Source organism: Bdellovibrio sp. HM001 (genome assembly GCF_055397275.1).
In genome coordinates this window covers 1,522,452-1,534,493 of record NZ_AP029174.1, presented here as the reverse complement: position 1 = coordinate 1,534,493, position 12,042 = coordinate 1,522,452, and the positions used below count along the sequence as shown (strand labels likewise).

Genomic DNA, 12,042 nt, shown 5'->3' with positions numbered 1-12,042 from the left:
TTAAGCAAACTCTGCCTTTCAGAACCCACCCCACTAAAAAAGGTACGCCGTCCCTTTTAGTAATGCATTGCACTCCAAAAAGGTACGGCGTACCTTCAGGGCAGATGAACGAGCTGAGTGATGAGGAACTGTTAATTAAGCTGTCCGAAGGGGAACGCAAAGCCCTGGACATCCTCTATTTAAGACACTCGGGTCGAGTTCTGAGCTACGCCCTTAAACGTCGCCTGCCACAGGAACGCGCCGAGGACCTGCTTCAGATCGTCTTCTTGCAGCTTTACCGCAAAAAACACCTCTATGATCCCAAACACTCGGCCCTGGCCTGGCTTTATGTGATCACCCGAAGTGAGCTAAAAGACTATAGAAATCGCGAAATCAAAGATTTCCTCGAATGGGAAGATTCCCTGTCACAAACTGAAGCCCCGACTCCTAATATAGAGGACAGCCAGGAGGCGGCGGTCTTGCTCCAGGGTCTTAAACCCCGCGAACAGGAAGTCATGAAACTCCGTTACCTGGACGAGATGGAGTATGATGAAATTGCAGCTTTGCTGAAGGAATCAGAAAGCAACATCCGTCAGATTGTTTCACGCAGTCTGAAGTTTCTGCGAGGCCCTAAGGCGAAAGGAGTATCCAAGTGACAGACTTAAAAAAAGACTTTCAGTCGTTTGCCGAAGATAGCTCCCCTGCTGGATCCTCTTTTGTTTTAAATAAAATCAACTCCACTTTGGCGCAGGAACTGCCCTCGGCCTGGAAAGTTGCCACCAAACTGGGCTTTGCCCACGCCGTGGGAACGGCTCTGACCATGGCTTCGTGTTCACAGTTTGGCCTGACACTCTTTAATACCGGTCACGACCTGATGCACACCTTTATGGATGTCAGCCCCTTGTTCTGCCATTCCATGTGTGGCGCATACTATCTGGCTGTGACCTTCTTACTTGCCCGCTTCTTCTTAAACCGCGAAGAATGGCTGGTGCTTCTGCGCACGCGCGCGCTCAGCATCGCCAGCGTGGCTTTAGTTTCTTTAGGGGCCTTTTCAGCAATCAGCCATGAGGTCACTTGGGAAAGTGCGGTCTTGTGGTTGTTCGGGGCGTCTTTGGGCGCAGAACTGATGACCGTCAGCAAACGCAGCTTTAAGGCTTTTCTAAAAAGTATCTAGCCAGAACCGGGAACTTTCAGAGTGATTTCCAAAGGAAAGTGATCGGAACTCAACACCGTATGGTGGACTTTGGCTTTGATGACTTCAAAGCCGCGCACGAAAACGTGATCCAGCTTTAAGATCCGACCATCATCATCCAGATCCAGATGCTCCAGCCCCAGATCACGGAAGATGCTTTTCATGATCATATAGCGTTTGAAATTCCAGGTATTAAAATCCCCAGCCAGAACAATCGGCCCGTCAAACTGGGAAATCCGCGAAGCGATTTCATACAGTGATGCGGTGAAGGCGTTTAAGGTCACAAAGTTTAAAACATGTGTGCAGACGAAAAGGGCCTTCTTATCCCCGAACTGATATTCACTGAACAGGGTTAGCTTCGGTGTCAGCCAGAAAAGCTCCCGCGTCTTGGCGCGGATAAAATCCACGGACTGCGGAGTCAAACGTGAGCCGATCGCCACCCCGGTACTGGAAAGGTCTTTCTTATAGTGAAAGCTTTGCGCCAGATGCCACTCGTATGAGGAAAAATCATTCCTCCAGATCTGTGGCATTTTCTGATCCAACAAGGCTTCCTGCAAAAAGATAAAATCCTTGTTCTGCCCCAGTCGTTTGAAATCACTTTCAAACAAAGCGGCGCGCTGCCCTTTATAGACATTCCAGACGAAGATATCAAACTGCGAAGGCGTCGCAGGAAGATTCACTCCCTCGCCGATCTTCAACAGAACTTTTTCTTTCGCAGGAACTACAAAGGGCACCATCTCGTTTACTTCACCTTGCTTAAATAGGCTTCATCCACTGTTGCTACCTGCAAACTTTGCGCTTCCTGGCGTTCTTGTTCAGCCAGAAGCGTCGACAGGTAGCGTTCACTGTAACTTGGAATAATCACAACAATGTTTTTACCACGATTTTCTTCTTTGGCCGCCTGACGAAGACCCGCCGCAATCGCTGCGCCGGAAGAAATTCCCACCGGAATGCCTTCGGCCTTAATCACCTCGCGAGCTGTCTTGATGGACTCCTCGGACGACACTTGCTCGACCCCATCCACGACAGAACGGTCCATCACACTGGGCACAAATCCCGCCCCCAGGCCTTGAATCTTATGGGGGCCGGGTTTACCGCCGGAAAGCACCGGGCTTTCCACGGGTTCAACCGCAATCATTTTCACACTTGGTTTTTTGGACTTTAAGAAAGTCCCCACACCGGTGATGGTGCCCGAGGTGCCGACTCCACTGATAACCATATCCACCTTGCCATCCGTGTCGTTCCAAATTTCCGGACCGGTGGTTTCTTTATGAATCGACGGATTGGCGGGATTATCAAACTGCCCGGCCGTCCACGAGTTCGGAGTCTTTTCTAAAAGCTCCATGGCCTTGGCAATGGCCCCTTTCATCCCCAACGGTCCAGGAGTCAGAACGATCTTGGCTCCCAAGAGCAACAGCAAGGTGCGACGCTCTTGCGACATGGTTTCTGGCATGGTCAACGTCAGATCATACCCTTTGGCCGCCGCCACAAAAGCCAACGCAATCCCCGTGTTGCCACTGGTGGGCTCGATGATTTTCATTCCGGGTTTGAGCTTTCCACTGCGTTCGGCGTCTTCAATCATGGCCAGACCGATGCGATCTTTCACAGAGCCCAACGGATTAAAAAATTCGAGCTTCAGCAAAAGTTTTCCAGGCAAACCCTTTCCGATTCTTTGCATTTCAATCAAGGGGGTTTGACCTACGGTTTTTGTGATATCAGAATATACTTTCATATGTTGCCTGTCTTGGATATGGAGATAACGACCTATCTTTTAATGATACTCCCAACCGCCGGGCTGACAAAGTTGAAGTTTGTAAAAGTTTGTTTTCATTTCGTTAATACGGGGGACCCCTATGGCAACTGAACCTTTCTCCAGCTCTGTGACCAGCTATTGTTTCCGTTTGAGACCCGGACAGGACCTTAAAAAAGAGCTTATTTATTATTGCCAACTGCATCACCTGCACGCGGCCTGCGTGGTCAGTTGTGTAGGAAGCCTTAACAAGGCCCACCTTCGCTTGTCTAACGGCAAGGATGTCGTCGAATTCCAAGGTCCGTTTGAAATCGTCTCTTTAAGCGGAACCGTCAACAGCACCGCAGCCCACCTGCATATTTCCATCAGCGACTTTGAAGGTAAAGTCCTTGGGGGGCATCTGATGGATGGATCTGAAATCTACACCACCGCTGAGATCATGCTGCTGGAAAATCGCGATCTGACCTTCCAGAGAGAAAACGACGGCCACACCGGATATAAAGAGCTGCTGATTCAGAAGCGAGGCTAGCCTCGATAGGACAAAATTCTCATTTTGAGAGCGCAACACCTTTAGCATTGCAATTGTATATACATGTATATACAATTGCCTTATATGTTTATTTTTGAAATCACAGATGCTTTCAATGCTGCCAAACTTAAGTTCGCCGTTGTCGGAGGATACGCCCTAGCACTCCATGGCCTAGTTCGAGCCACAATGGACGTTGATTTTGTGTTAAGCCTCACAAAAGAAGACTTCGAGCTAGCAGAAAAAACTTTGCAAAAAGTAGGTCTTCAATCCCGCATCCCTGTCAGAGCCCAAGATCTGATTAGTATGCGACAAGAATACATCGAAAATCGCAACCTGATTGCTTGGTCCTTTGTGGACTATAAGGACCCTTCTCGGCAGGTGGACATTCTGATCACAAAAGACCTTAAAACAATGGACATAGAAAAAGTATCTGTCGGTGGACGCAAAATTCCTGTCGCCAGCCTTCACGAACTTCTTAAGATGAAAACTGAATCCGGGCGTCCCCAGGATCTGATCGACATCGAAAACATAAAGGCCAAATTGCGTGAAAAAGGTTAAAACCTCATCAAAACAAAAGTCGCAGACGATTTCTCCCGAATCAGCCCTAAGATTCCTTGAGGACATGCGGGTAATGTCTTCTCAAATCGATGAACCCACAGTGGCTATCAGTCTGCGGGTTCCGGAAAATATTTTAAGAAGTATAAAGTTAAAAGCTAAAGCAGATGGCAAGAAATACCAATCTCTTATGATCGAGTATCTTCGTAAAGGGCTCTTAGAAAAGTAGCTTTTTTTGTTAAAGCTCTAGACACCCGTCCTCAGCTTGAAACATTCAGGCATTTTTGCTGGAATTCTTTTTGGGCTTCAGGATAATAAGTCCCAGCGGAGGACTTCATGAAGAAGTACATGACAGCATCGATGCTTGCTCTATCACTGATGATGACCCACAACGCACAAGCCGACAGCGCCCTGGGTGTGGTGCTCGGCGACCCGACGGGCTTTTCAGGACGAACAAGCCTGGACGGGCAACACTCACTGGAAGGGGCCCTGGCGTATTCGACCGGACATCATTCCGGACTGCATGTGCACGGGACATATTTATGGGATCGCGCTCGCGTGTTTTCTGTCGAACGCAGCGGACCGATAGAGATGTACTATGGCTTAGGACTGCGTTTGATTTCCATTAACAGTGGGAAGCATGATGGTGAAATTGCTATTGGCCCGCGCGCTCCACTGGGATTGGTGTACAAAATCAACAACCCCAACCTTGAGTTCTTTGGCGAGCTGTCCTTGGCCTTAGATGTTGTGCCCGACACAGATGTGGATTTGGACGCAGGCATTGGCATACGAATTCGCTTCTGACACCTCACCCACATTCAGGACCGCCACCAAAGTCGCAATTGAAAAGCAGAATATTCCTCTTGGATTGACCGAGTTTATGTAGTCATCAAAACTTGGAAGTAAACAAATCAAGGAGGATTTATAATATGAAAAAATACGGCATCGGCGTATTGACGGCCCTTTTACTCCCGGCCTGCGCCACAGTTAAAAGCATGGACGAGGTGACAGCTCTTCAGGCCAAGCATCAGGAAGAAGCTTACAAAGAAACCAAAGACGCCAGCTTCAAAACCCACAACGGAAAGTTCAGCAAGGTCTATAACGGAAAGATCAAACGCATCGGCATCCTAACCACCTCGCTGGCTTGGGACGACAAAGGTTGGAGAGAAGCCAGCCTTAAAGAGCGCACCTACTTCATGACCCCTACGGCAGCTCTTGCTGACTATCGCACGGTTTCTGATGCCGTCTTGAATGAAATCAAAACACAACTTGAAAAGCAAGGTTACGAGGTCCTGACTCCTGCCCAATTGGCGGAAGTATCACCCACTTACAAAGCCCTGCCCGAACTTACTGCCGTTCAGGCTTTCAGCCCAACTTATGGTCAAGAATTCCAGGGCGTTCACGCCACAGGTTCAAAATACATCGACCGTCTTGCGCGCGAAGGAAAGATCCTGTCCCAGATCCAAAACGAAAGCAAAGTGGATGCTTTTATTGACTTCGGCTATAACGAACACAATAAGACTGCCACCGAAGCTCGATACAAAGATCTTGATCTGCTAGGATCTGGCGGCCAGGGAACGATTTACTTCAATATCTGTGTTTCGAATGAAAAAGCAAAAGAGCACGGTATTAGCTTCGGTCTTTTTGGAAGTCCGAATCACTGCGGCTCGGCCCAGGTGGAAATCGTCGCGGGCAGATATCTTCCTTCAACAAACTACGAAAAGTCAGAGCATTTTGCTGAGGCGAAAAAAGTGGGTTTTGAAGGCATGAAGGCTACCTACACTTCTGCAGCCAGAGGACTGATTGAAGCGTTGGATGAGGAGTTTTTGAAGTAGACCTCATTGCAGGGGCTCCGAAGGGGCCTCTTTTATTTGGAGACAGCTTTAGACTGCCCCCTATTGCGCCCGACACGGATGTGGATTTGGACGCAGAAATGAACATCAGGATTCGCATCCAACAAAGAATCCCGACTCGTGGCAGCAAAAATACATATAAACATGCTATTTTTTATTGCGACTTAATTCGGGGGCCAATAGATTGCTCGGATGCAATACAATCATCCGATAGTAATTCAAGGTGGCATGGGGATCGCGGTTTCTGACTGGCGTTTGGCAAAAACAGTTTCTCAAACAGGTCAGTTGGGCGTGGTTTCCGGGACAGCGATTAATTCCGTGTTGGTGCGCCGCCTGCAAGATGGTGACCTTGAAGGACATTGTCGCCGCGCTCTGAAGGCCTTCCCTTCTCAAAGCATCGCGCAAAAGATTCTGGATACTTACTTTATCGAAGGCGGACGCACAGCTCTTCAGCCCTACAAGCGTTCCCCGATGTTTTCTGTTGAATCCCCGAAGTTCCTTCTTCAATTGACCGTCGCAGCCTGCTTCGTGGAAGTGTGGCTGGCGCGTGAAGGCCACAACGGCGTTGTGGGTTTGAACCTTCTGGAAAAAGTGGTTCTGCCAAATCTAGCGTGCCTTTATGGCGGACTGCTGGCGGGCGTTGACTACGTTATCATGGGGGCTGGGATTCCTCGCGAAATCCCTGGGGCGTTGGATTTACTAAGTCAAAACCAAAAAGCGGGATTGAAAGTCCCCGTAGCTGGTGCTGCGGAAGACACCATGACCTATTTCGATCCTCAAGAGGTCATGGAAGACACGGTGCTGGCTCCGCTGAAGCGTCCGTACTTCTTCCCGATTGTTTCTTCAGCGATCCTGGCTGCGAACTTAAAGAAAAAATCCACAGGCCGTGTGGATGGGTTTATCGTCGAAGGTCCTTTGGCTGGTGGGCACAATGCGCCTCCGCGGGGACCGATGAAATTAAGCGACAAGGGTGAACCTATTTATGGCGAGCGCGATGAAGTGTGTTTGAAAGAAATGGCGGCCCTGGAGCTTCCATTCTGGATGGCGGGTTATTATGCGACCCCGGAAAAACTGCAGGAAGTTCGTGCGATGGGAGCTCACGGGGTTCAAGTCGGAACTCTGTTTGCTTTCTCGGAAGAATCCGGCGTGAAGCAGGAGCTTAAACACAATGCGCTTAAAACTATTTTAACTGAAAAAGCCCCTGAGGGAGGCTGGATCTTTACCGATCCAAGATCTTCACCAACAGGCTTCCCGTTTAAGGCGGCTCGCCTGCCGGGAACTATTTCTGAGGAATCCATTTATGCCAGCCGCAAACGCATTTGCGACTTGGGCTACCTTCGCCATGCGTATCAGAAAGAAGACGGCAGTATTGGGCAACGCTGCCCGGCTGAGCCGGTGAATGACTATGTCAAAAAAGGTGGCTTGCTTGAAGATACGGTCGGACGCAAATGTCTTTGCAATGCCTTGATGGCAGATGTAGGCATGGCACAGATCCAAGCCGGTGGTCAGGAAGAAATCTCCCTACTGACAGCCGGGGATGACTTAAACAACGTGGCGCGTATGCTGAAAGACGGAAAGACATCCTACAGCGCACGTGAGGTTGTAAGTTATTTGTTGGATCTTGAAGGTCGCACTGAAACATCCAAAGAATTATCAGCTCAAGCTTGATGCATCTCTCTTTGGATAGCACGCCTAAAAAAGCCGAGCATCTACTCGGCTTTTCTTATTTTCCCAAACTAAGAATCAACACATTAAGAGCTTCTCAAAAGAGCACAAGTTTCTTCAATAAACTCGCAATAAGATTACAAGTCACTCACACCCCTCATTTAAAAATATGAGGGCACCGATAGCTTGACGTCTTTAACCTTCAAATCTTTGAAGTAAATACGAAGGAGCTTTTTGGTGAAGTGTTCGAATAAAATAATCATGACGTTGGCGGGACTTATTCTAGCAGGCTGCTCTTCAGGGGGCGGTGGTTCTGATGATGGATCCACGACGGCGGTTTTGGCAACAAAACCATCGACAGTGGTGACATCCCTTTCCAATAAGATCTCTGAGGTGGGTGCCAACATGGACAGTGCTCTGAACGGAGCTTCCATGGCCAGCATCAAAACCATGAGCACCGTTGATACCAAGTGCGGAGTTCATGGCGAGCCGCTGTTTCAGCCTTTGAAAATCAATCAGACTGATTGCGACGCAACGATGTCCGGGTACTGGGATTCAGAAGCATCTGAATGTAAGATGTCTTCTTCCGACGCCGCTTATACCGGCATGAAGTTTTTCTGCTTTATCGCGAAGGACACAGGTTCACCGGACAGTTTACAAGGGGCCTTCGGTCTATTTGGGAACATCAGCTGTTCACTTGAAAAGCAAGGTGTTCAGTGGGATGGAGTTCAGCGCACTATCGAAATGACGTTGTCCGAAAGTAACGGCTGCTTCCAACCAGGACAGCTTTCAGATGGTCCATGCAACGGGCAATCCAGTTGCACCATGACTGTGGATGTGACGGCCAGCACGCTTTCTGGACAGTACTATGACACCTCATTGGATCTTGAGATTGGCACCATGTACTATCGTGCCAAAGTGAAAGTATCTGATGGCATCACAGAACTGGCAGTTTCTAACAACGGTCAGGGTGTGGTCGACAATGAAGACGTTTATTCTGTGAAACTTGATGAAACCAACAAGCGTTTTGCCTATGAAGGACGCTTTGACCGCATCGATGCAGACGGCTGTGGCGGAGGTTCCTGCGGTTGGAGCCGACACTATCGTGTTTTGCTGGATCTGCTCGATGGAACGAGTGAGATCATTCCAGAGTCGATCGAGGGTGCGATCTCTGACATCTATAAAATGGACGACTATGATGGCAACAGCGGGAACGGTGCCCAGGCTGGCTTCTATGCTCAGCTGTCGACTTTAAAAGGCTCCATGACTTCAGGCTCTGGGCTGACGGGAATTCAGTACAGTGCCGCGGATGCGAACCGTGCAAATGTGATCGAAGCAGCGAATCTTTCTGCTGGATCAGCAAGCTGCTTTGCCTTGGATGCAGACCCCGCGGCGGGCGCCTGCGCTGGCAACGCCGGGATCACCAAGGGCACTGGCACTTTGGCTTTCTTCCTGCCGGGATCCACGTTTAAGTCAGAGACAACAGCTGCGGATAAGTATCTGGATGGCGATGTTTGGTTTGCAAATCTTGCCGGGCTGAACTTCGCTTCGGTGAGTTTGGCGCCGGAGCAGTAGTCAATAGAATGAATTCCTGAAGAAAGAGGGTGCCATAAACACCCTCTTTTGATTTTCTTAGGATAACTTTTTTTCCCATTCGTAAGCGGTTCTACAAATCAGCTCAAGATTATCCCGCTTCGGTGTCCAGTTAAAGGCTTTGCGAACTTTGGAAGAGTCCGCCACCAACGTAGCCGCGTCCCCGGCCCGTCTGGGCTGTTCTTCGACCTTGAAGTCCACCCCGCTGACTTTTTTTACCGTGTTGATCACTTCGCGGACCGAGAATCCATGACCGTAACCGCAGTTGAAGATCTCGGATTTCCCGCCTTCGTTTAGGTACTGCAATGCAAGCACATGCAAGTCTGCCAGGTCTTCCACGTGGATGTAGTCGCGAACACCAGTGCCGTCGGGGGTTGGGTAATCAGTTCCAAAGATGCCGACAGAGGCGCGTTTGCCGCAGGCGGCTTCGCTGGCAACCTTGATCAAATGAGTGGCATTTTTGGTTCTTTGCCCGTTTTGACCGCTTTCGGCCGCACCTGCGACATTGAAGTAACGAAGGCAGACGGAGCGGATGCCGTACGGTTTTTCGCAGTCACGGAGGATCTGTTCGCTCATGAGTTTTGAGGAGCCGTAGGGGTTGAGGGGTACTGTGGGGGATTTTTCAGTGATAAGGCCATCGGTAGTGGCATCGCCATACACAGCCGCAGTTGAGGAAAACACAATCTTTTGGACCTTGTTTGCCGCACAAGCCTGCACCAAAGACAGGACACCCATCGTGTTGTTTTCATAGTATTCCATCGGCTTTTCAATGGATTCCGGGACGATGAGTTTAGCTGCAAAGTGAACAACAGCTTCAACGGAGTATTTGTTAATAACTTCAGCCAGAGTCGAGCTATTGCGGACATCTCCTTGGATAAACTCTATCCCCGCAGGAATCGCCTCGCGAAAGCCCGTAGTGATGTTATCTAGGATAACAACTTGATGCCCGGCCTTCAAAAGAGCCTGTGCCGTGTGTGAACCGATGTATCCGGCACCGCCGGTGACTAGAACTTTCATAGAAAAACGATACCACCGTCTGGAGCTACAAGAAAGGACGAGCAATGACCAAGCGCTTCCCTATTAGAACCGACTAGTGGCCCCCTAACTTCTTCACCAAAGAAGCCCAGTCCGCCCTAAACCTCTCCATTCCAAATTGTCTGGAGTACTCAAATCCACGTTTAGCATAGGCTTCTCTGTCCATAAGTACCTTAGCCACCAGTGACTTTAGATCAGCTGGAATGCGACAAACTTCTTGTCCGCCGCCCGTTAAAACCTCACCCATTCCACCGTAGCCGGTACCGATAACGGGGGTTCCCATCAGCATGGACTCATGAGCGATTCGATTCCACCCCTCGGCAAACTGACTCATAAGAACAACGACCTCTGATGCTTTCAAAAGACAAAGGTAATCTTTAAATCCAAGATCAAGATGCAGGCAATCTAAAACTTGATCACGAACTCCCGAGGTAACTAAAGTGTAGCCACTATTCTTTAGAGCTTCATAAGCAATCGCAGCCCCTTTTTTAACCTGAGGGTTTCCGATATAAATAATCTTTTTTCCTTCAAGACCATAGCGCATACGGAATTGATCAATCTCTTCAGATGAGCAGTAATACTGCTCCAACTCATAACCACAGTAGACCAGATGAACATTGCTGTAACCGCGATTCTCGAAATACCTCTTCCAATACTCGGCAATCACCACTATGTGTTCGCTTTTTTTTATCACAAGTTTAAAAATCAACTCCGCAATATCTTGGAAAAGTTTTGGTAGAAAAGGACTTCCTGACGAATCAATGTGGTAGATTATAGTCAATCCTGTATGCTTGTAATTAAAAAGTGCTGACTGAAAACTGCGAATCAAAAGCGCTCCACTTTTCTTTGCAAAACGACGCTGCCGCCAAAGATAAAGAGGGGCTTCTAGAAGTCGCATTTTCCCACGTAAAGTGAATGCTGCAGATTCGACCTGATAGTCAAACTGCTCTTTAAGCACGTCATCCACCATTTTTTCGTAGATGATGCCTCCATAGCCTTTTTTGGAGGTGCTTAGTCTAATAACCTTCATCAGCTCCCCTAATTTCAACAGACATCTCGGCCTGCCACTTATCACCAGCGTCCAAACGTTGAATTCCATATTTGGTTTCCAACTGCCCGACAGCCCCCACCAGATCAGCCACACCCCACCACGGCTCAATACAGAGAAACTTTGATGGATCCTTACTCCAAACCCCTAAAAATGGAGCTTGACCGGTATTTATAAGAATCGAATTGCCGCTCACATCTCTAATCTCGAGCTTTTTCGGCACATCCCTCAAGAAAACCCAGGCGTCTTTAATAAAACTATCTCTATCGATAAGCGCAATCTGACCCCTGGCGACCTCATAGCTAAGCTCACTATCAACCAAGCCTTCCTTAAGAAGATGACACGGACCAAATTCGCTGCTTGCAAAAATTTGCAGAGGCAGATCCGCTTGATCGGGTAAAACAAACCCTGGATGCCATCCGATATTAAATAACATCGGTCTCATATTCAAATTTTGCACTTGATAGCCGACATGCAAAGAGCACTCTTCAACCCTATAAGAGACCTCCAGAGAAAAATCGAAAGGATAGAGCAACCTTGTCTTTGCGTTACTATTCAGGCGAAACACTGCTGATGACGGATCATGCGAAATAAGTTCAAAATCGCAGTCTCGAGCGAAACCGTGCTGAGAAAGCTTATATTCAATGCCGGAGTCAAAATAGACATCCCCCGCCAACTTTCCTACGATCGGAAAAAGGTGCGGGGCACTCCTCCCCCATTGCTCCCCCGCGGACCATACCCAATTGTGCTGGTGTCCCCTTCGGTAAAGGCCCTTAAGTTCCGCCCCTTTTGACGAGATTTTTACTGTTAACAGATTAGATCCGATTTCGCAAAATGCCATGG

At 48.7% G+C, this 12,042-nt stretch carries 14 protein-coding genes; 9 read left to right on the top strand and 5 right to left on the bottom strand.

What is annotated here, in order from left to right; all coding sequences use genetic code 11:
• Window positions 1–104 precede the first annotated feature (104 nt).
• A complete protein-coding gene (locus tag ACZ5ZZ_RS07345) occupies window positions 105–635 on the top strand; it encodes an RNA polymerase sigma factor (RefSeq protein ID WP_464142043.1) in 531 nt (176 codons plus the stop codon).
• On the top strand, window positions 632–1,153 hold the full coding sequence (locus ACZ5ZZ_RS07340; protein ID WP_464142040.1) for a hypothetical protein: 522 nt from the start codon (window positions 632–634) through the stop codon (window positions 1,151–1,153). Before ACZ5ZZ_RS07345 ends, ACZ5ZZ_RS07340 begins: the two co-directional genes overlap by 4 nt.
• Here the strand turns inward: ACZ5ZZ_RS07340 and ACZ5ZZ_RS07335 are convergent.
• Together ACZ5ZZ_RS07335 and cysK are read right to left on the bottom strand one after the other, a co-directional pair.
• Window positions 1,150–1,908, bottom strand: coding sequence for an endonuclease/exonuclease/phosphatase family protein (locus ACZ5ZZ_RS07335; RefSeq protein ID WP_464142038.1), 759 nt, complete (start codon window positions 1,906–1,908; stop codon window positions 1,150–1,152). The genes ACZ5ZZ_RS07340 and ACZ5ZZ_RS07335 overlap by 4 nt on opposite strands.
• 5 nt (window positions 1,909–1,913) lie before the next feature.
• Complete coding sequence (cysK, locus tag ACZ5ZZ_RS07330; RefSeq protein WP_464120851.1) at window positions 1,914–2,903, bottom strand: cysteine synthase A; 990 nt, start codon at window positions 2,901–2,903, stop codon at window positions 1,914–1,916.
• A 121-nt stretch (window positions 2,904–3,024) separates the two neighbouring features.
• Here cysK and ACZ5ZZ_RS07325 point away from each other — a divergent pair, with 121 nt between their 5' ends.
• The 7 genes from ACZ5ZZ_RS07325 (at window position 3,025) to ACZ5ZZ_RS07295 (ending at window position 9,098) form a co-directional block, all read left to right on the top strand.
• Window positions 3,025–3,450, top strand: coding sequence for a PPC domain-containing DNA-binding protein (locus ACZ5ZZ_RS07325; protein WP_464134771.1), 426 nt, complete (start codon window positions 3,025–3,027; stop codon window positions 3,448–3,450).
• 84 nt (window positions 3,451–3,534) lie between these two features.
• Window positions 3,535–4,008, top strand: coding sequence for a nucleotidyl transferase AbiEii/AbiGii toxin family protein (locus ACZ5ZZ_RS07320; RefSeq protein WP_464134770.1), 474 nt, complete (start codon window positions 3,535–3,537; stop codon window positions 4,006–4,008).
• On the top strand, window positions 3,995–4,234 hold the full coding sequence (locus ACZ5ZZ_RS07315) for a CopG family antitoxin (RefSeq protein WP_464142036.1): 240 nt from the start codon (window positions 3,995–3,997) through the stop codon (window positions 4,232–4,234). The genes ACZ5ZZ_RS07320 and ACZ5ZZ_RS07315 overlap by 14 nt, the downstream gene beginning before the upstream one ends.
• A 119-nt stretch (window positions 4,235–4,353) precedes the next feature.
• Complete coding sequence (locus ACZ5ZZ_RS07310; RefSeq protein ID WP_464120848.1) at window positions 4,354–4,809, top strand: hypothetical protein; 456 nt, start codon at window positions 4,354–4,356, stop codon at window positions 4,807–4,809.
• Window positions 4,810–4,934: 125 nt separating this feature from the next.
• Window positions 4,935–5,840, top strand: coding sequence for a hypothetical protein (locus ACZ5ZZ_RS07305; RefSeq protein ID WP_464142034.1), 906 nt, complete (start codon window positions 4,935–4,937; stop codon window positions 5,838–5,840).
• A gap of 210 nt (window positions 5,841–6,050) precedes the next feature.
• On the top strand, window positions 6,051–7,526 hold the full coding sequence (locus ACZ5ZZ_RS07300; RefSeq protein ID WP_464142031.1) for a nitronate monooxygenase: 1,476 nt from the start codon (window positions 6,051–6,053) through the stop codon (window positions 7,524–7,526).
• Between the two features lie 258 nt (window positions 7,527–7,784).
• Window positions 7,785–9,098, top strand: a complete 1,314-nt coding sequence (locus ACZ5ZZ_RS07295; protein ID WP_464142028.1) for a hypothetical protein — start codon at window positions 7,785–7,787, stop codon at window positions 9,096–9,098.
• Between the two features lie 57 nt (window positions 9,099–9,155).
• Here ACZ5ZZ_RS07295 and galE read toward each other — a convergent pair whose 3' ends face one another.
• The 3 genes from galE to ACZ5ZZ_RS07280 form a co-directional block, all read right to left on the bottom strand.
• The gene (galE, locus tag ACZ5ZZ_RS07290) at window positions 9,156–10,133 is read right to left on the bottom strand and encodes a UDP-glucose 4-epimerase GalE (protein WP_464142026.1); all 978 of its coding nucleotides are present in this window, start codon (window positions 10,131–10,133) and stop codon (window positions 9,156–9,158) included.
• A 73-nt stretch (window positions 10,134–10,206) separates the two neighbouring features.
• Complete coding sequence (locus ACZ5ZZ_RS07285; protein WP_464142024.1) at window positions 10,207–11,181, bottom strand: glycosyltransferase; 975 nt, start codon at window positions 11,179–11,181, stop codon at window positions 10,207–10,209.
• Window positions 11,168–12,040 (bottom strand): aldose epimerase family protein, encoded by an 873-nt coding sequence (locus ACZ5ZZ_RS07280; RefSeq protein WP_464142022.1) that lies wholly within the window; start codon window positions 12,038–12,040, stop codon window positions 11,168–11,170. Before ACZ5ZZ_RS07280 ends, ACZ5ZZ_RS07285 begins: the two co-directional genes overlap by 14 nt.
• Window positions 12,041–12,042 lie beyond the last annotated feature (2 nt).

What these genes read in the sequence shown, in the direction of transcription:
- ACZ5ZZ_RS07345 (WP_464142043.1), top strand. Translation starts at nt 105, where the DNA reads ATGAACGAGCTGAGTGATGAGGAACTGTTAATTAAGCTGTCCGAAGGG.
- ACZ5ZZ_RS07335 (WP_464142038.1), bottom strand. Translation starts at nt 1,908, where the DNA reads ATGGTGCCCTTTGTAGTTCCTGCGAAAGAAAAAGTTCTGTTGAAGATC.
- cysK (WP_464120851.1), bottom strand. Translation starts at nt 2,903, where the DNA reads ATGAAAGTATATTCTGATATCACAAAAACCGTAGGTCAAACCCCCTTG.
- ACZ5ZZ_RS07325 (WP_464134771.1), top strand. Translation starts at nt 3,025, where the DNA reads ATGGCAACTGAACCTTTCTCCAGCTCTGTGACCAGCTATTGTTTCCGT.
- ACZ5ZZ_RS07320 (WP_464134770.1), top strand. Translation starts at nt 3,535, where the DNA reads ATGTTTATTTTTGAAATCACAGATGCTTTCAATGCTGCCAAACTTAAG.
- ACZ5ZZ_RS07310 (WP_464120848.1), top strand. Translation starts at nt 4,354, where the DNA reads ATGACAGCATCGATGCTTGCTCTATCACTGATGATGACCCACAACGCA.
- ACZ5ZZ_RS07305 (WP_464142034.1), top strand. Translation starts at nt 4,935, where the DNA reads ATGAAAAAATACGGCATCGGCGTATTGACGGCCCTTTTACTCCCGGCC.
- ACZ5ZZ_RS07300 (WP_464142031.1), top strand. Translation starts at nt 6,051, where the DNA reads ATGCAATACAATCATCCGATAGTAATTCAAGGTGGCATGGGGATCGCG.
- ACZ5ZZ_RS07295 (WP_464142028.1), top strand. Translation starts at nt 7,785, where the DNA reads ATGACGTTGGCGGGACTTATTCTAGCAGGCTGCTCTTCAGGGGGCGGT.
- galE (WP_464142026.1), bottom strand. Translation starts at nt 10,133, where the DNA reads ATGAAAGTTCTAGTCACCGGCGGTGCCGGATACATCGGTTCACACACG.
- ACZ5ZZ_RS07285 (WP_464142024.1), bottom strand. Translation starts at nt 11,181, where the DNA reads ATGAAGGTTATTAGACTAAGCACCTCCAAAAAAGGCTATGGAGGCATC.
- ACZ5ZZ_RS07280 (WP_464142022.1), bottom strand. Translation starts at nt 12,040, where the DNA reads ATGGCATTTTGCGAAATCGGATCTAATCTGTTAACAGTAAAAATCTCG.